Genomic DNA, 17,265 nt, shown 5'->3' with positions numbered 1-17,265 from the left:
CCCGGCACCGGGTCAGTCCAGCACGCAGAGCACGTCGATCTCGACGAGGAGCTCGCCCGGGAGGCCGACGTACACCGTGGTGCGGGCGGGCTGCGGCGCGTCGCCGATCAGCTCGTCGTACACCTCGTTGAACGGCGCGAAGTGCGCGGTGTCGGTCAGGTACACCCGGACCATGATCGCGTCGGCGAGGCTCGAGCCCGCCTCGGCCAGCACGGCTTCGATGTTCTTGAACGTCTGCCGGGTCTGGCCCGCGACGTCGTCGCCGACGATCGCGCCGGTCGCCGGGTCGAACGCGACCTGGCCGGCGACCTGCAGCAGGTTCCCCTTGCGGACGGCCTGCGAGAACTTCGCCGGCGGCTTCGGCGCGTTCTCGGTGGAAACTGCCGTCTTGCTCATCAGTGCCCCTTTCCGTTCTCCGTCCATCCACTGTGGACGGAAGCTTCCTTCGTGGCCGCCCGCAGCTCGGGCACCAGCGCCAGCAGGCCTTCGTAGTCGAGCAGCACCTTCGGCACCGACATCGACGCGGCGGCCAGCACCTCGCCGCCGGTCCCCCGCACCGGCGCCGCGATGCAGTGGATGAAGTCCTCGTGCTCGGCGTTGTCGACGGCGTACCCGAGCCGGTCCACCCGTTCCAGCTCGGCCAGGTACGCGGACGGCGTCGTGATCGTGTTCGGCGTCCGCACCGGGTAGTCGATCGACCGGGCGATCTCCTCGCGGCGGGCCGGCGGCATGGCCGCGACCAGCACCTTCCCCACCGCCGTGCAGTGCAGCGGCGCGCGCTTGCCGATGCGCGAGTACATCCGCACCGAGTGCCGGCCTTCGAACTTGTCGATGTAGACGACTTCGCCGTCTTCGTAGCTGGCCAGGTGCACGGTGTGCCCGGTGCGCGCGTTGAGGGCCGCCAAAGCGGGGTGGGCGCTGCGCCGGACGTCGAAGGAGTCCAGGGCCTGGTTGGCGAGGTCGAACATGGCGCTGCCCAGCCGGTAGTGGCGGGCGCCTTCGCGGCGGACGAAGTGGTGCTGCTCGAGGGTGCGCAGCAGCCGCAGCACGGTGGACTTGTGCACGCCGATCTCGTCGGCGAGGTCGTCGAGGGTGCGCGCGTCCTGCGCGATCGAGTTCAGCAACGTCAGCGCGCGGTCCAGGCTCTGACTCATGTGCGCACCACGCCCTCTCCGGTCAGCCGCACCGAACGCCACTCGTCCGGGCCGGCCTGCAGCAGGGTATCCACGACCGGGCGCGGCAGCGGCACCCCGACGTCGTCGTGCGTGAGCAGGGTGACGGCGGCCTGCAGGTGTCCCTGCCGCAGCCGCTCCAGCGGCGTGGCGCCGCGCAGGGTCGCGGCGAGGAACCCGGCGGCGAACGCGTCCCCGGCGCCGACCGGCTCGACGACGTCGACCCGCAGCGCGGGCGCGAACAGCGGCTCGCCCTCGACCAGCGTCGCGCCGCGTTCGCCGTGCTTGACGACGAGCGTGCGCGGTCGCGGCAGCAACGCCCGCAGCTGCGCCGGGTCGCCGGTCCCCCACACCTGCCGGGCCTCGTCGTCGCCGGTCAGCACGATGTCCGCCTGCGCGGCCAGCTCCGCGAGCAGGCGGGGATCACGGCCCGTCCAGAGCGACGGCCGCAGGTTGACGTCGAAGGAGATCAGCCGGTCGCCGCGGGGCAGTTCCAGCAGCGCGCGCACCAGCGCGAGGCAGCTGTCCGACAGCGCGGGCGTGATCCCCGACAGGTGCAGCACGCGGACGCCGTCGAGGTCGAGCCGATCGAGCAGCGAAGGACCCATCCCGGACGCGGCCGAGCCGGCCCGGTAGTAGCGCACCGGACTGCCGCCGGCCCCGCTTTCCTTGACGTAGAGCCCGGTCGGGCGCGCCGGGTCGACGTAGCAGGCGCTGACGTCGACGCCGTGGGACGCGACCTCCCGCAGCATCGCCCGGCCGAAGGGGTCGTCCCCGACCGCGCTCACCCAGCCGCTGCGCACCCCCAGCGTCGGCAGGTTGCAGGCCACGTTCGATTCGGCGCCGCCGATGGTGCGCACCCAGCGCTTCACCTCCTCGGGCGGGCCGGGTTCGGCGGGCACGAACAGCGCCATCGTCTCCCCCACGCACAGCACCTCGGGCCCGCTCGTCACTGTTCGTCTCCCTGCCCTTCACCCCGTTGACCTGTGGCGACCCGGATGCTACACCTATGGCACGCAAAATGCGCAACAGTCGTTGCAACATACGCAACAGAGGTCGCCGCCGATGAACCCTTGCCTGCTGGACCCCGCCGCGCTCGACGCCCTCCGCCGGGAGCGGATCGACTGGCGCTTCCGCTCGGCCGCCCCCGCCCTGTCCGGGCTCACCCTGGAAGAAGCCGCGGACCGCCGGCTGAACCTGTTCACCGACGGGTTCTTCGCCCCCTTCGTCGTCCTCGACGAAGAAGCGCTCGAGCACAACCTGCGGACGATGGCCGCGTGGTGCGCCGAGCGCGGTGTGGTGCTCGCGCCGCACGGCAAGACGACCATGGCCCCGCAGCTGTTCGCGCGCCAGATCGAGCACGGCGCCTGGGGCGTGACCTGCGCGAACGCCGGTCACCTCCGGATCTACCGCGCCTTCGGCGTGTCCCGGATCCTGCTGGCCAACCAGCTCCTCGACCCGGCCGCCCTCCGCTGGCTGGCCGCCGAACTCGCGGCCGACCCGGGCTTCGAGTTCTTCTGCTGGGTCGACTCGGTCCGCGGCGTCGAGCTGATGACCGCGGCCCTCGAAGGCGCCGAGCGCCCGGTGGACGTGCTCGTCGAACTGGGCGCCGACGGCGGCCGCACCGGCGTCCGCGACACCGCGACCGCGCTGGCGATCGCCGAGGCGGTCCACGCGAGCCCGGTGCTGCGGCTGCGCGGCACCGGCGGCTACGAAGGCGCGCTGTCCCACGGCACCGACGAAGCGGCCCTGGCCAAGATCAGCTCCTACGTGGACGGTCTGCGCGACCTCGCCATCTCGTTCGCGGACAAGGGCCTCCTCGCCGGGCAGATCGTCGTCACCGCCGGCGGCAGCGCCTACTTCGACCAGGTCGCGAACGAGCTGACGAAACCGTGGCCGGACGGCCTCGACGTGCTGCCGGTCCTGCGCAGCGGCGCCTACCTGACCCACGACGACGGCTTCTACCGCGAGATCTCCCCGCTGGGCGACCACCCGCGCATCGAGGGCGTCGACTCCTTCCGGCCCGCACTCCGGGCCTGGGCGCAGGTGACGTCGAAGCCGTCGGACGAGCTCGCGCTGCTCACCATCGGCAAGCGCGACGCGTCCTTCGACGAAGGCATGCCCGAACCGCAGCTGCGCCGCCCCCCGGACGGGCCCGCCGCACCCCTCGAAGGCCACACCGTCACCAAGCTCAACGACCAGCACGCCTTCCTCGCGCTCCCGCCGGGATCCCCGGTCGAGGTCGGCGACTGGATCGGGCTCGGCCTCTCCCACCCGTGCACCGTGTTCGACAAGTGGCCGCTGCTGCCGGTCACCGCGGCCGACGGCGAAACCGTCGTCGACTACGTCCGGACGTGGTTCTGATGGACGTCGTCATCGGCAACGCGCTGGTCGCCGACGGCACCGGCGGCCCGCTCGCCCGCCACGACGTCGGCATCAGCGGCGGGAAGATCGCGGAAGTCGCCGACGCGGGCTCGCTCACCGGCGGCCGGACGATCGACGCCGACGGGCTCGTGCTCGCGCCCGGGTTCATCGACATGCACTCGCACTCCGACCTGCAGCTGCTGGCCAACCCGGACCACCCGGCGAAGATCACCCAGGGCGTCACGACCGAGGTCCTCGGCCAGGACGGGCTGTCGTACGCGCCGGTCGACGACGTCGTGCTCGAGGCCCTGCGGCAGCAGCTCGCGGGCTGGAACGACGACCCGCCCGGGTTCGACTGGAACTGGCGCTCGGTCGGCGAGTACCTCGACCGCCTCGACCGGGGCATCGCTGTCAACGCCGCCTACCTCGTCCCGCAGGGCACGGTCCGCATGCTCGCCGTCGGCTGGGACGACCGCCCGGCCACCGAGGCCGAGCTGAACCGCATGAAGGAACTGGTCGCGACCGGCCTGCGCGAAGGCGCGATGGGGATGTCGTCCGGCCTCACCTACACGCCCGGGATGTACGCCGAGACGAGCGAGCTGGTCGAGCTGTGCCGGGTCGTCGGCGAGCTGGGCGGGTTCTACAGCCCGCACCACCGCAGCTACGGCAAGGGCGCGCTGGAAGCCTTCGCCGAGATGATCGACGTCTCGCGCCGGTCGGGCTGCCCCCTGCACCTGGCCCACGCGACGATGAACTTCTCGGTCAACAAGGGCAAGGCGCCCGACCTGCTCAAGCTCCTGGACGACGCCCTCGACGACGGCTGCGACATCTCCCTGGACACCTACCCGTACCTGCCGGGCGCGACCTACCTTTCGGCGCTGCTGCCGAGCTGGGCCACCGAGGGCGGCCTGGACGCCACGCTCGCCCGGTTGTCCGATGTGGACGAACGTGAGCGGATCCGCGCCGAGATCGAAGAGTCCGGATCGGACGGTGCCCACGGCGTCCCGATCGACTGGGACGCGATCGAAATCAACGGTGTCCGCCACGAGCACAACGCCCACCTCGTCGGGCACAGCGTCGCCGCGTCGGCGCGCACGCGAGGCACCGAACCGGCGAAGCTGTACTTCGACACGCTCCTCGACGAACGGCTCGGCACGTCGTGCCTGATGCACGTCGGGCACGAGGAGAACGTCCAGGCGATCATGCGGCACCGCACGCACACCGGCGGCAGCGACGGGCTGCTCGTCGGCGCGCGGCCGCACCCCCGCGCGTGGGGCACGTTCCCCCGCTACCTCGCCCGGTACGTCCGCGAACTGGGCGTGCTGGACCTGGCCGAGTGCGTCGCCCACCTGACCGGGCGGGCCGCGCGGCGGCTGCGGCTGACCGACCGCGGCCTCGTGCGCGCCGGGTACGCCGCCGACCTGGTGCTCTTCGACCCGGAAACGGTCGCCGACACCGCCACCTTCGAAGACCCGCGGCAACCCGCCACGGGCCTCACCCACGTCTTCGTCAACGGCGTCGCCGCCCTCGACGACGGCCGTCCCACCGGCGCCCTCGCCGGACACTCCCTGCGCAACCCCCGGAGAACCCGATGATCCACTGGCTGCAACACACCACGGGCGGGCTGCTCACGCTCGCCGCCGTTTCGATCGCCGTCCTGCTGGTGCTGATCATCAAGCTCAAGCTGGAACCCTTCATCGCGCTGATCGTCGTCGGCCTGCTGACCGCGCTGGCGGCGGGCCTGCCGGTCGGCACGATCGTCGGCTCGGCCCAGAAGGCGTCGGACTCCCTGCTGGAGAAGGGATTCGGCGGCATCCTCGGGCACATCACGGCGATCATCGGCCTCGGCACGATCCTCGGCTCGATCCTGGAACGCTCGGGCGGCGCCAAGGTTCTCACCGGGGCCCTGCTGCGGTCGTTCGGCGAGAAGCGGGCGCCGCTGGCCATGGGGGTCGCCGGGTTCGTCTTCGGCATCCCGGTGTTCTTCGACATCGGCATCTTCGTGCTGGCCCCGCTGGTCTACGTCGCCGCGAAGCAGGGCGGCAAGTCGCTCGTGTTGTATGCGATGCCGCTGCTGGCCGGCCTGTCGATCACGCACGCCTTCCTGCCGCCGCACCCCGGTCCGGTGGCCGCGGCCGGGCTGCTGCACGTCGAGCTCGGCTGGATCATCCTGATGGGCCTGGCCTGCGGGATCCCCGCGTTCCTCGTCGGCGGCGTCCTCTACTCGACGTGGATCGGCAAGCGGATCGTCGTCGACGTGCCCGAGGACATGGTCTTCGCCGAGGAGGAAGGCGAGAAGGAGGAGAACCCGCCGTCGCTGGGCCTGGTCGCCGCGATCATCGCGGTGCCGCTGGTGCTGATCCTGGCCGGCACGTTCGGCAGCATCTGGCTGCCGAAGGGCTCCGCGCTCGCCGGCGTCGCCGCGTTCATCGGCACCCCCGCGGTCGCGCTGACCGTCGCCGTGCTGCTCGCGTCCTGGCTGCTCGGCCTGCGGCGCGGGTTCACCGGCAGGGACCTCAACGAACTCGCCGCGAAATCGCTGCGGCCGGTCGCGATGATCCTGCTGGTCGTCGGCGCGGGCGCGTTCTTCGGCGCGGTGCTGTCGGCGACCGGGATCGGCAAGGCCGTGGCCGATTCGCTGCACGACGCCGGGCTGCCGGTGCTGCTCGCGGCGTACGTCATCAGCTGCGGCATGCGGATCGCGCAGGGTTCGGCGACCGTCGCCATCGTGACCACGAGCGGGATCATCGCGCCGACCGTGGCCCAGCTCGGCTATTCGCAGATCCAGCTGGCACTGCTGGTGATGGCGATTTCCGCCGGCTCGATCATCGCCTCGCACGTCAACGACGGCGGCTTCTGGATCGTTTCACGGTACTTCAACCTCACCGTGCCGCAGACGCTCAAGTCCTGGACCGCACTGGAAACCGTGCTTTCCCTTTCCGGTTTCGGGGCTTCGGCATTGCTCATGGCCGTGGTCTAGACCATACTGGAGCCTGTCACCGCCGAAACCCGTTGGGAGACAAAGACGATGACCGGACTTTCCCGTCGCACGTTCCTCGGCGCCGCGGCCGGCGCGGGAGCCGCCACCGTGCTCGGCGCGCCGGTGGCCGGCGCGGCCACCACGGAGAAGGGCTGCTTCGCCGGCACGACCGTGTACATCGGCAGCTACACCACCGGGGCGGCCGGGCACGGCCTCGACGTCGCCACCCGCTCGGGCGCGGCACTGTCCTCGGTGCGCACCATCGCGGGGATCACCGACGCGTCGTGGTTCGCCCGCAGCGCCGACGGCAAGACGCTGTACGTCACCAACGAAGGCGACCCGAACGGGTACGTCTCGGCGCTGAGCATCGCGGACCCCACTAACCCGAAGCTGCTCAACAAGGTTTCGTCGAAGGGCGGGGCACCGACGCACCTCAGCGTGCACTCGAGCGGGAAGTACGTGCTGGCCGCCAACTACAGCTCGGGCAGCGTCGTCGTGCTGCCGATCCTGGCCGGCGGCAAGTTCGGGCCGGCCACGGACCTCGTCACCCACCACGGCGCCGAGCGGGACGCACACGCGCACCAGGTCGTCAACGACCCGACCGGCCACTGGGTGCTGGCGGTCGACCTCGGCGCGGACTCGGTGTACGTCTACGGCTTCGCCGCCGGGAAGCTTTCGCTGCACCAGCAGCTGAAGCTGCCCTCGGGCGCCGGGCCGCGGCACCTCGCGTTCGACCGCACCGGCAAGTTCGCCTACATCCTCGGCGAGCTGCGGGCGGAGGTGACGGTGGCGAGCTGGGACGCGGCGGGCGGCCGGCTGCAAGCGCTCTCGGTCGTCCCGGCCGTGCCCGCCGGCAGCACCGGCGAGCAGTACCCGGGCGAGATCATCGTGTCGAACGACGGCAAGTTCGTCTACGCCACTGTCCGCGGTCCGAACACGTTGGCCACGTTCGCCGCGTCCGGCGCCAGCCTGGAGCTGGTTTCCACCGTGCCGACCGGCGGTAACTGGCCACGGCACGTGGCCCTCGATCCGTCCGAAAGCTGGTTCTACGTCTCGAACCAGCGTTCCGGCACCGTCACCTGGCTGCCGCGTGACCCGGCCACCGGCCTGCCCGGCGCCCCCGCCGGCCAACTGGCCGTCGGCAGCGTCAACTCCGTCTACTTCGCCTGATCCCGTGAGGTTCCCCATGAGACTGCGCCGCACCCTGCCCGTCGTCGCCGGGCTGGTCCTGCTGGCCGGCTGCGCACCCACCCAGTCCGCGCCCGCGGGCGGCGGCGGGGACGACAAGACCGGCACCGTTCGCGTCTGGCTGTTCGACGAGGCCAATCGCGCGCCGAAGGAGGCCGTGGTCAAGGACGCGATCACCGAGTTCAAGGCCGCCCACCAGGGCGTCGAGGTCGACGTCCAGTGGGTGCCGGTCGAAGGCCGCGCCGACAAGTTCTCCGGTGCCTTCAACGACCCGGCCAACGCCCCGGACGTCGCCGAATTCGGCAACACCGACGTCTCGAACTACGCGGCCACCGGGGCGCTGGCCGACCTGACCGGCGACCTCGCGGCGTGGCCCGGGGGCAAGGACCTCATCCCGACCGTGCTGGACACGGCGAAGTCCGGCGGCCAGACCTACGGCCTGCCGTGGTACACCGGCATCCGCGCGCTCTACTACCGCACCGACGTCTTCACCGAGCTCGGCCTCAAGCCGCCGGCCACGCTGGCCGAGCTGACCGACACCGCCCGCCGCATCCGGGCCGCCAAGCCGGACCTCTACGGCATCGCCGTCGGCGGCAAGTACACCTACGCGATGCTGCCCTTCCTCTGGGCCAACGGCGGGGAGCTGGCGCAGCAGAACGGCGGCAAGTGGACCTCGACCGTCACCGGTGAGCAGGCCAAGGCCGGCGTGACGCAGTACGCGAACCTGCTCAAGGACGACATCTGCCCGCCCGCGCAGTGCGCGAACCTGACCGGCACGCAGAGCGTCACGGCGTTCGCCGGCGGCAAGGCCGGGATGACGATCGGCGGCGACTTCAACCGCAAGGCCGTCGAGCAGGGCGCGGTGAAGGGCAAGTACGCCGTCGTGCCGATCCCGGGCCTGACGGTGGGGAGCACCGCGCCCGCGTTCGCCGGCGGCAACCTGCTGGGCGTGTTCAAGGCGAGCAAGCACCGCGGCCTGGCGCTGGAGTTCGTCGAGCTGCTCGGCGGCGCGAAGTACCAGGAGAAGATGTACACCGCGATGGGCAACCTGCCGACGCTGGGCAGTGTGCAGCAGAAGCTCGCGGCGAACGACCCGTTCCTCAAGCCGTTCGTCGACACGCTCAAGGCGGGCACGAAGTTCGTCCCGGCGACGCCGGCGTGGTCGAAGATCGACAGCCAGAACGTGCTGCCGACGGCCGTGCAGCAGATCGCCACCGGCGGAAAGGACCCGTCGGCGGCCCTCGCCGACGCGGCCGCCGCGATGAACAAGGCCTTCGGCTAGTGGTGACGCTCCAGGAAGCCCCTTCCGTCACGGCCCCCGCGCGGCGGCCGCGGCGGAAGGGGGACGGCCGGGCCGCCGCGCTCTACCTCGCCCCGGCCGGGATCCTGCTCGCCGCGCTGCTGGCCTACCCGATCTACCAGCTGGTCCTGATCTCGTTCTACGACTACGGCCAGCCGCAGGCCGCGGGTAACGCCCCACTGGTCTTCCTCGGCTTCGCGAACTACGCCGACCTGCTGTCCCAGGCGCAGTTCTGGACCGTGCTCGGCAAGACGGTCGGGTTCGCCGCGGCCTGCGTCGTCGGTTCGCTCGTCGTCGGCACCGGGCTCGCGGTGCTGGCTTCGCGCGTGCGGTCGCTCCCCCGGATGCTGCTGTTCCTGGCCGCGCTCGGCGCGTGGTCGACACCGGCGATCGCGGGCTCCTACGTCTGGCTGTTCCTCTTCGACACCGACTTCGGCCTGGTCAACGAGGTGCTGTCGGGGCTCGGGCTGCCGTTCGAGCACCACTCGTGGACGTTCGGCACGCTCGGCGCGTTCGGGCTGGTCGCCGCCGAGGTGATCTGGTGCTCGTTCCCGTTCGTGCTGGTCACGATGTACGCCGGCATCAAGGGGGTGCCGGACGAGGTGCTCGAAGCGGCGTCGCTCGACGGCGCGTCGGCGTGGCGCACGACGTGGACGATCGTGCTGCCGATGGTGCGGCCGCTGCTGATGATCGCGACCGTCCAGTCGATCATCTGGGACTTCAAGGTGTTCACCCAGATCTACGTGATGACCAACGGCGGCGGCGTGGCCGGGCGCAACCTCGTGCTCAACGTCTACGCCTACCAACAGGCCTTCGCCGGGCAGGAGTACGGCCTCGGCTCGGCGATCGGAGTCGTGATGACGCTGTTGCTGCTGTCGGTCACCGGGCTGTACGTCCGGACACAGCGCCGGAGCGCGGCATGGCTGTGAAGCGCCCGGGGCGGCTGATCGCCGAAGTCGTCACCGTCGTGATCGCCGGGATCGTCGCCTTCCCGCTGTACTGGATGCTGCTGTCGGCGGTGAAGCCGGCGGGCGAGATCCAGTCGGCGAACCCGAAACCGTGGACGTTCCACCCGTCGTTCGACAGCTTCTCGCGCGTGCTCACCGTGTCGGGCTTCGGGCGGTACTTCGTCAACAGCCTGCTGGTGGCGCTGGTCGTCGTGGCGCTGTCGCTGCTGCTGTCGTTCCTTTCGGCGGTAGCGCTGACGCGGTTTTCCTTCAAGGGCCGGACCGTGCTGCTGGTGATGACGCTGGTCGCCCAGATGGTGCCGGTGGAGGCGCTGACCATCCCGCTGTTCTTCCTGATGCGGTCGCTCGGCGGCGCGGTGCCGGCGCTGGGCCTCAACGAGCTGGGTTCGCTGGTGCTGGTGCACCTGGCGTTCAGCCTGCCGTTCGCGATCTGGATGCTGCGCGGGTTCGTCGCCGCGGTGCCGGTGGAGCTGGAAGAGGCGGCGAAGCTGGATGGCGCGTCCCGGATGCGGTTCACCTGGCAGATCCTGTTCCCGCTGGTGGCGCCCGGGCTGGTGGCCGTGAGCGTGCTCGCGTTCATCCACGCGTGGAACGACTTCTTGTTCGCCAAGACGTTCATCGTCTCCAAGACCGAGAACCAGACGCTGCCGCAGGCGATCCTGGTGTTCTTCAAGCCGGAGGACACCGACTGGGGCGCGGTGATGGCGTCCTCGACGCTGATGACGATCCCGGTGCTGGTGTTCTTCGTCCTCGTCCAACGACGGCTGGTGTCCGGCATGGCCGGCGCCGTGAAGGGCTGACATGGTTTTCGACACCCTGCTCCCCCGCCCGGTCTCGGTGACGCCTTCGCCCGGTTCGTGCCCTTGGCCGTCCACAGTGGACGTGCGGGCCGCTTCTCTGCCACCGGAGGGTTACCGGCTCACGATTTCCCCCTCGGGGGTCGTTCTGGAGGTGGCCGATGCCGCCGGCGAGTGCTACGGGCGGGAAACGCTGCGGCAGCTGGCGGGGCCGTCCGCGTTCCGGGTCGCCGGGTTCGCGCCTTCGCCGTTGCCGTGCGGGGTCGTCGAGGACCATCCCCGGTTCGGATGGCGCGGCTGCCTGCTGGACGTCGCCCGGCACTTCCGGACGAAGGCGGAGGTGCTCCGGTTCGTCGACCTGCTGGCCGCGCACAAGCTCAACGTGCTGAACCTGCACCTCACCGACGACCAGGGGTGGCGCTTCGAGGTCCCGGCGTTTCCCCGGTTGACGTCGGTGGGCGGCTGGCGGCCGTCGTCGATGGCAGGCAGCGGGGGTGCGCAGGACGGCCGCCCGCACGGTGGTTTCTACACGAGCGACGACCTGCGGGAGATCGTCGCCTACGCCGCTTCGCGGGCCATCACCGTGGTGCCGGAGATCGACATCCCCGGCCACGCGCGAGCGGCACTGGCCGCCTACCCCGCTCTGGGGACTTCGCCGTCCTACGAAGTCTGGACCGACTGGGGCATCAGCACTTCCCTGCTTTCCCCGGTCGAGTCCACATTGGATATCTTCCGGCAGGTGTTCGACCACCTGCTGGACATCTTCCCGTCCCCGGTGATCGCCCTGGGCGGCGACGAGACGCCGGGGGCGACCGACGAGCACCGCGCGTTCGTCCGGCGGCTGGCCGAGCACCTGGTGGCCCGCGGCCGCACCCCGATGGGCTGGGACGAGGTGCTCGACATCGACGGCCTTCCCCCGATGGTGATCGGCGCCTGGCGCGACGAGGACGCGGGCCTGCGGGCGGCGGCGTGGGGGCACGACGTGGTGCTGTGCCCGGAGCAGCACGTGTACCTGGACCACCGGCAGTCCCCGCACCCCGACGAGCCGATCCCGGTCGGCTGGGTCCACACGCTGGAGGACGTCTACGCGTACGAGCCCGCGTTGAGCGGCGCCCGGCTGCGCGGGGTGCAGGCGCAGGTGTGGAGCGAACACCTGGACGACGTCCGGCGGGTGGACTACATGGCGTTCCCGCGGCTGTCGGCGTTCGCGGAGGTGGCGTGGAGTGCCGGGCCACGGGACTACGCCGAGTTCCTGCCCCGGTTGCGCGACCACCACCTGCCGCGGCTGGACGCGCTCGGGGTGGAGTACCGGCCACTGGACGGGCCGCATCCGTGGCAGACGCGGCCCGGGGTGCCGGGGCGGCCGCGCTAGCCGTTCCACAACGCCGCCCACTGCTCCGGGGTGAGGTCGCGAGGCAGGGCCGAGGGCGGGATCCCCGCGGCCTTGAGGAGCGCCCGCCACGGCTTCGGGACCGCCGCGGTGAGGATCTGTTCGATCCCGCGGCCGCGGCCGGTGAAGACCTGGCGCACGAATGTCTCGTAGCCGGCGCGTTCGGCCGGGTCGACGAGCGGCTCCGGCCGGCGCGAGATCGTGAGCAGCCCGCCGTCGACGCTCGGTTTCGGCCGGAACCCGTCGGCCGGGACGCGCCCGTGCAGGGTGAAGCCGAACCAGGGCGCGGTCTGCGCGGTCAACAGGGTGCGACCGCCGACGCCGGCGCGTTTGCGGGCCACCTCCCACTGCGTCAGCAGGACCGCCTCGGCCCAGCTGCCGGTGGCGAGCAGCCGCCGCAGGATCGGGGTGGTCAGGTGGAACGGCAGGTTCCCCACGACGACCGGCCGGTCGAGCGGGATCCGCAGGGCGTCGTCGTGGACGACCGTCACCGACGGCAGGCGGCGCCGGAGCCGGCGCACGCGGTGCTCGTCGAGGTCGACCGCCCGGACGTCACGCCCGAGCGTCGCCAACCGGCCGGTGAGCGCGCCGTCGCCGGCGCCGATCTCGAGGATCGGGCCGTCCGTCGCGCGGACGAGCCGGACGATCCGGTCGATCGTCGGGGGGTGGTGCAGGAAGTTCTGGCCGAGTTCGTGGCGTCCGCCGTGGACGGAACGGGACAAGGGAGGTACTCCAGACGTGCGGAATGGAGCACCCGGGGATGGGAGCGGAGTGCGCTCGACCGCCTCCGGGTGCCGGGGCATCCGGAAGTACGGCGCGATCGGATCGTCAGCGAGGCGCGCCGTCAGGCGCGGCGGAGACGCTGAGCCTTACGCCCGCAGGCGGGCATCCACAAGGTTCCCATGGCCGCGGACCCTACAAGCCGCGACGGCGGCCCGCGACCGATTTACGGCAGCAGCGTCACCGTGACCGATCGCGTCGGGCCCACGTTCCCCGCCGCGTCGATCGACCGGTACTCGATGCGGTGCCGGCCGTACCCCGGCGTCCGGTCGGCGAACGGGGACACCGTCAGCCCGCCCGAGCCGAGGTTGCCGTACGCCAGCCCGTCGATGTTCGTGCCGAGGGCGGTGAACAGGTACGGCGCCTCCGGGTCCGTCGGCCAGCCGAAGTACTTGTGCCAGCCGTCGCCGTCAACGCGGAACTCCGGCATCCCGTCGGGCGAGGTGAGCCGCATCGTGAACGAGCCGTGGTACACCGGGCCGGGCGGCAGCTCCGCCGTGGTCTGCGGGCCCGTCGCGTCCACCGTCCAGGCCAGCGTCGTGCCGCCGGTCGTCGCGGTGAGCGTGTGCGTGCCGCGCGGTGCGTCGAGGGCGTAGTCGGAGCCGGTTCCCACCACACGGCCGTCGAGCGACCAGCGGACCGCGGGGATCGAGCCGGTCGGCTCGCCGGTTTCGACGTAGACGACGTCGTGGCCGCCGATCGGGTGCGACGTCGGCGTCGAGGCCACCACCGCCGGCCCACCGGCGGGCGGGGTCACCACCGTCGTGTCGACCGTCCACGTGCGGGTGGCCGACGGGCGGACCGCCGGGTCGCGGACGAACGGCGTCGGGTCGGTCACCGTCGCCGTCAGCGTGTGCTTGCCCGGCTTGACCTTCGCTCGGCGCAGGTCGACCGCGTCGCGGCCGGGCAGCCTGGTGCCGTCGAGCGTCCACGTGACGTCCAGGCGGTGGCTCACCGGGTGCATCGGGCGCACCCACACGACGCGGTCCGCGCCGATCGTCCCGGCCGGGGTGCCGCCGGCGACGAGCGGGACCTTCGCCGCGATCCGCTGCGTCATCCGCTCGCGGCCGACCTGGTCGAACGCGTAGCCGAGCGTCTTCATCATCGAGTGGGCGCTCGGCCGCCAGACCCCGCTCCGGCTGTACAGCCCGCCTTCGAAGCGGCCGATCGTGCCGCCGGACTCACTCGGCTCGCCCAGCCAGCGCCACCACTTGGCGTGCTGGGCCCGCATCCGCGGTTCGGTGAGCAGGGTGTGGTGGATCGAGTCGGGCTCGCCGCCCTCGTACGCGCCGCCCGGGACGTTGCGGGCGTAGTAGTCGTACTCGTCGTCGAGGCCGCCGAGCGAGTGGCCCAGTTCGTGCGGGGAGATCAGCGCCGACAGCGCGTTCCCGCCCGACGCCGTCGCGTAGGTGCCGCCCGCGCCGCCGTAGGTGCTGCTGTTGCCGATCGCCAGGATCTGCCGGTTCGCCGGGGACGTCCCGGGCACGAGGTCGGCGTACCGCTGCGCCACGTCGTCGTCGACGGTCAGCAGCCGCTGCACGCTCTGCGGGTTGCAGCCGCCCCAGAACCCCATGTTCAGCGGCGTGTTCCGGCGCGGTGCGTCGAGCGAGGGGTCACAGTCCACACCGGACTCGGGCGAGTCGATCGACACGGCGAAGACGTTGAAGTAGCTGCGGTAGGACTTGAACGGCTCCAGCGACCACAGGGTGTTCACGTGCCGCTCGACGTCGGCGAAGAACTTCGGCTGCTCGGCGGCGGTGTAGCCGTCCCCGAGGACGACGAGGTTGAACCGCTGCGCGACCGGCCCGGTGACCTGGACGTCGGTGACGGCGGCCGTCGGCTCCCCGGCTTGCGCCGGGGCGGCGACCCCGGCGGTGAGAACGAGCGCTGCGACGAACCCGGCCCACTTCCGCATGGCGGCACTCCCCTGGTCGGTGATCTTCCCGGTCTACCGCACGGAAAGCGGCACCGGAACCGCCGGAAGTCGCCTGCTGCGAAGTATAGATCGTTATACGCGGGTCAGCCGGTACCAGACCTCCGGCCGTCCGACCTGGCCGTAGCGCGGCTCGCGGTGGGCCATGCCGTTGTCGGCCAGGTATTCCAGGTACCGCCGGGCCGTCACGCGGGACGCGCCGATCGCGCTGGCCGCCGCGCCCGCGGAAAGTCCTTCCGCCGCGCCGGAAAGCGCGTCGGTGATCGCTTCCAGCGTCTGGACGCTCATGCCCTTCGGCAGCGGCGGCTGCTCGGTCGTGCGCAGCGCGCCGAGGGCCCGGTCGATCTCCGCCTGGCCGGTGACCTCGCCGGACGCGTCGCGGAATTCCGCGTAGCGCTCGAGCTTCTCGCGCAGGGTGGCGAACGTGAACGGCTTGAGCAGGTACTGCACCACGCCGACCGAGACCGCCGCTTTGACCAGGCCGAGGTCGCGCGCCGACGTCACGGCGATGACGTCGATCGGCAGGCCGGCCGCGCGCAGCGACCGGCAGACCGCCAGGCCGTGCGTGTCCGGGAGGTAGAAGTCCAGCAGCACCAGGTCGACCGGGTCGCGTTCGCAGAACCGCAGCGCCTCGCCGCCGGAGTGGACCACGCCCGCCACCGCGAACCCCGGGAGCCGCTCGACGTAGACGCGGTGCGCCTCGGCCGCGACCGGCTCGTCCTCCACCACCAGCACGCGGATCACCGGCGCGCCTCCTGCCGCGGCAGGCGCACGGTGAACACCGCGCCGCCGTCCCGCCCGACGTCGACCGTGCCGCCGTAGCGGCGCACCGCCTGCCCGACGAGCGCGAGGCCGAGGCCGTGGCCGTCTTCGGCCTTCGTCGACCACCCGCGCCGGAACACGTCGGCGTCCTCGGGCACACCGGGCCCGGAGTCGGCGACGCGCAGCAGCAGCCCCTCCTCGTCGGAGCGGGCGGTGACGACGACCTTCGGGTGACCGGTGCCGCGCACGGCCGCGTCGAGGCCGTTGTCGATCAGGTTGCCGAGGATGGTCACCAGGTCGCGGGCCTCGATGCCGAGCGAGACGTCGTCGATCACGGTGTCCGGGGTGACCGTGAGCTCGACCCCGCGCTCGCTCGCCTCGGCCGCCTTGCCCAGCAGCAGCGCGGCGAGCACCGGCTCGGCGACCGCGCCGACGACCCGGTCGGTCAGCTCCTGGGCGAAGGCGAGTTCGGCGGTGGCGAACTCGACGGCCTGCTCGGGTCGGCCGATTTCCACCAGGGAAACGACCGTGTGCAGCCGGTTCGCCGCTTCGTGCGCCTGGGACCGCAGCGCCTCGGCGAGGCCGCGCGCGGTGGTCAGCTCCCCGGTCAGCGACTGCAGTTCCGTGTGGTCGCGCAGGACGACGACGGTGCCCTGCGAGCGGCCGCCCGAGCGGACGGCGGTCGTGCTCACCAGCAGCACGCGCGAGTCCGTCAGGTGCAGTTCCTCGGCCCGGTTCTCCTCCGACGTGAACGCCTCGGCGAGCCCGTCGGGCAGGCCCAGCGTCGCGAGGTCGCGGCCGACCGGGTCGGTGTCGAGGCCGAGGAGCGTGCGCGCGCCGTCGTTGCAGAGGCCGATCCGCCCGTCCCGGCGGACGAGCAGGACGCCTTCGCGGACCGAGTGCAGCACGGCCTCGTGGTACTCGAAGAGGTTGCTGAGCTCGTCCGGCGCGACGCCGCGGGTCTGGCGCCGCAGCCGGGCGCTGATCAGCCAGCCGCCCAGGGCACCGACCAGCACGACCGTGCCCCCGACGCCGAACAGCGGCCACAGCCGTTCGCGCAGTTCGGCCGAGATCGCCGCGACCCTGATCCCGACCGCGACGAGCGCGACCACCCGGTGGCCGGCGTCGAACACCGGCACGACCGTGCGCATCGACGGCCCGAGCGAGCCGGTGTAGGTCTCGGTGAGCTCTTCGCCCCGCTGCGCCTTGTCGATCGTGCCGAGGTAGTGCTGCCCGATGAGGGCCGGGTTCGGGTGGGTATAGCGGATCCCGGCCGGGCTCATGATCGTGATGAAGTCCACGTGGGTGTGGTCCTGCACGCGCACCGCGAACGGCTGCAGCGTCGCGCTCGGATCCGGTGTGGTCACCGCGGCGGCGACGGTCGGCGCGTCGGCGACCGTCGCCGCGACCACCCGGACCTGGTCGCGCGCGTTCTCGCTCACCGCCCGCTGCGCGTCGAGGTAGGCGAAGGTGATCCCGGCGCCGGCCAGCACGCAGAGCACGACGAGCTGCAGCACGAGCAGCTGGCGCGCCAGGCTCCAATGGGACCGCAACGTCGGGGGCACCTCCTCATACCAGCACACCGCGCGAGCCGGTGTCCGAACGGGACGGTGCGATCATCACACGAACTC

15 protein-coding genes are annotated in these 17,265 nt (G+C 71.8%); 8 read left to right on the top strand and 7 right to left on the bottom strand.

Features of this window, described 5'->3' with window-relative positions:
* Positions 1-12: 12 nt before the first annotated feature.
* From DV20_RS14265 to DV20_RS14255, 3 genes are read right to left on the bottom strand one after another with little or no spacing between them, the layout of a single operon-like run.
* Positions 13-396 carry a RidA family protein gene (locus DV20_RS14265; RefSeq protein WP_043780269.1) on the bottom strand — a complete coding sequence of 128 codons (384 nt, stop codon included), beginning with the start codon at positions 394-396 and terminating at the stop codon, positions 13-15.
* On the bottom strand, positions 396-1,154 hold the full coding sequence (locus DV20_RS14260; protein ID WP_043780268.1) for an IclR family transcriptional regulator: 759 nt from the start codon (positions 1,152-1,154) through the stop codon (positions 396-398). The genes DV20_RS14265 and DV20_RS14260 overlap by 1 nt, the downstream gene beginning before the upstream one ends.
* Entirely contained in the window at positions 1,151-2,086 is a 936-nt protein-coding gene (locus DV20_RS14255; protein WP_235190838.1) for a sugar kinase, read from the bottom strand. The genes DV20_RS14260 and DV20_RS14255 overlap by 4 nt, the downstream gene beginning before the upstream one ends.
* Positions 2,087-2,237: 151 nt before the next feature.
* Here DV20_RS14255 and DV20_RS14250 point away from each other — a divergent pair, with 151 nt between their 5' ends.
* The 8 genes from DV20_RS14250 to DV20_RS14215 are packed head-to-tail and all read left to right on the top strand — an operon-like array spanning position 2,238 to position 12,141.
* On the top strand, positions 2,238-3,536 hold the full coding sequence (locus DV20_RS14250) for an amino acid deaminase (RefSeq protein ID WP_043780266.1): 1,299 nt from the start codon (positions 2,238-2,240) through the stop codon (positions 3,534-3,536).
* Complete coding sequence (locus DV20_RS14245) at positions 3,536-5,131, top strand: N-acyl-D-amino-acid deacylase family protein (RefSeq protein WP_043780264.1); 1,596 nt, start codon at positions 3,536-3,538, stop codon at positions 5,129-5,131. The genes DV20_RS14250 and DV20_RS14245 overlap by 1 nt, the downstream gene beginning before the upstream one ends.
* Positions 5,128-6,516: a GntP family permease gene (locus DV20_RS14240; RefSeq protein WP_043780262.1), complete on the top strand. Its 1,389-nt coding sequence runs from the start codon at positions 5,128-5,130 to the stop codon at positions 6,514-6,516. Before DV20_RS14245 ends, DV20_RS14240 begins: the two co-directional genes overlap by 4 nt.
* 48 nt (positions 6,517-6,564) lie before the next feature.
* A complete protein-coding gene (locus DV20_RS14235; protein WP_043780261.1) occupies positions 6,565-7,686 on the top strand; it encodes a lactonase family protein in 1,122 nt (373 codons plus the stop codon).
* A gap of 16 nt (positions 7,687-7,702) precedes the next feature.
* A complete protein-coding gene (locus DV20_RS14230; RefSeq protein ID WP_043780259.1) occupies positions 7,703-8,986 on the top strand; it encodes an extracellular solute-binding protein in 1,284 nt (427 codons plus the stop codon).
* Positions 8,986-9,933 carry a carbohydrate ABC transporter permease gene (locus DV20_RS14225; RefSeq protein WP_043780258.1) on the top strand — a complete coding sequence of 316 codons (948 nt, stop codon included), beginning with the start codon at positions 8,986-8,988 and terminating at the stop codon, positions 9,931-9,933. Before DV20_RS14230 ends, DV20_RS14225 begins: the two co-directional genes overlap by 1 nt.
* Positions 9,924-10,772 carry a carbohydrate ABC transporter permease gene (locus DV20_RS14220; protein WP_084093477.1) on the top strand — a complete coding sequence of 283 codons (849 nt, stop codon included), beginning with the start codon at positions 9,924-9,926 and terminating at the stop codon, positions 10,770-10,772. Before DV20_RS14225 ends, DV20_RS14220 begins: the two co-directional genes overlap by 10 nt.
* Before the next feature lies 1 nt (position 10,773).
* On the top strand, positions 10,774-12,141 hold the full coding sequence (locus DV20_RS14215; RefSeq protein WP_084093476.1) for a beta-N-acetylhexosaminidase: 1,368 nt from the start codon (positions 10,774-10,776) through the stop codon (positions 12,139-12,141).
* On the opposite strand, the gene erm is transcribed toward DV20_RS14215, so the two are convergent.
* The 4 genes from erm to DV20_RS14195 all read right to left on the bottom strand — a co-directional run bounded on the left by erm (position 12,138) and on the right by DV20_RS14195 (position 17,199).
* A complete protein-coding gene (gene erm / locus DV20_RS14210; protein ID WP_043780254.1) occupies positions 12,138-12,881 on the bottom strand; it encodes a 23S ribosomal RNA methyltransferase Erm in 744 nt (247 codons plus the stop codon). The two genes, DV20_RS14215 and erm, sit on opposite strands and share 4 nt — an antisense overlap.
* A 224-nt stretch (positions 12,882-13,105) precedes the next feature.
* Positions 13,106-14,854: a M64 family metallopeptidase gene (locus DV20_RS14205; protein WP_043780253.1), complete on the bottom strand. Its 1,749-nt coding sequence runs from the start codon at positions 14,852-14,854 to the stop codon at positions 13,106-13,108.
* 93 nt (positions 14,855-14,947) lie between these two features.
* Positions 14,948-15,616 (bottom strand): response regulator, encoded by a 669-nt coding sequence (locus DV20_RS14200; protein WP_043780252.1) that lies wholly within the window; start codon positions 15,614-15,616, stop codon positions 14,948-14,950.
* Positions 15,613-17,199, bottom strand: coding sequence for an ATP-binding protein (locus DV20_RS14195; protein WP_235190836.1), 1,587 nt, complete (start codon positions 17,197-17,199; stop codon positions 15,613-15,615). Before DV20_RS14195 ends, DV20_RS14200 begins: the two co-directional genes overlap by 4 nt.
* Between the last annotated feature and the right edge of the window lie 66 nt (positions 17,200-17,265).

The sequence above is a fragment of the Amycolatopsis rifamycinica genome, from assembly GCF_000695625.1.
Classification (GTDB): Bacteria; Actinomycetota; Actinomycetes; order Mycobacteriales; family Pseudonocardiaceae; genus Amycolatopsis; species Amycolatopsis rifamycinica.
Note: the sequence above shows the minus strand (reverse complement) of the source record. Positions and strands in the feature narration are given on the sequence as shown.

Coding starts and splice junctions, on each gene's coding strand:
- DV20_RS14265 (WP_043780269.1), bottom strand. CDS start 396: ATGAGCAAGACGGCAGTTTCCACCGAGAACGCGCCGAAGCCGCCGGCG.
- DV20_RS14260 (WP_043780268.1), bottom strand. CDS start 1,154: ATGAGTCAGAGCCTGGACCGCGCGCTGACGTTGCTGAACTCGATCGCG.
- DV20_RS14255 (WP_235190838.1), bottom strand. CDS start 2,086: ATGGCGCTGTTCGTGCCCGCCGAACCCGGCCCGCCCGAGGAGGTGAAG.
- DV20_RS14250 (WP_043780266.1), top strand. CDS start 2,238: ATGAACCCTTGCCTGCTGGACCCCGCCGCGCTCGACGCCCTCCGCCGG.
- DV20_RS14245 (WP_043780264.1), top strand. CDS start 3,536: ATGGACGTCGTCATCGGCAACGCGCTGGTCGCCGACGGCACCGGCGGC.
- DV20_RS14240 (WP_043780262.1), top strand. CDS start 5,128: ATGATCCACTGGCTGCAACACACCACGGGCGGGCTGCTCACGCTCGCC.
- DV20_RS14235 (WP_043780261.1), top strand. CDS start 6,565: ATGACCGGACTTTCCCGTCGCACGTTCCTCGGCGCCGCGGCCGGCGCG.
- DV20_RS14230 (WP_043780259.1), top strand. CDS start 7,703: ATGAGACTGCGCCGCACCCTGCCCGTCGTCGCCGGGCTGGTCCTGCTG.
- DV20_RS14220 (WP_084093477.1), top strand. CDS start 9,924: ATGGCTGTGAAGCGCCCGGGGCGGCTGATCGCCGAAGTCGTCACCGTC.
- DV20_RS14215 (WP_084093476.1), top strand. CDS start 10,774: ATGGTTTTCGACACCCTGCTCCCCCGCCCGGTCTCGGTGACGCCTTCG.
- DV20_RS14205 (WP_043780253.1), bottom strand. CDS start 14,854: ATGCGGAAGTGGGCCGGGTTCGTCGCAGCGCTCGTTCTCACCGCCGGG.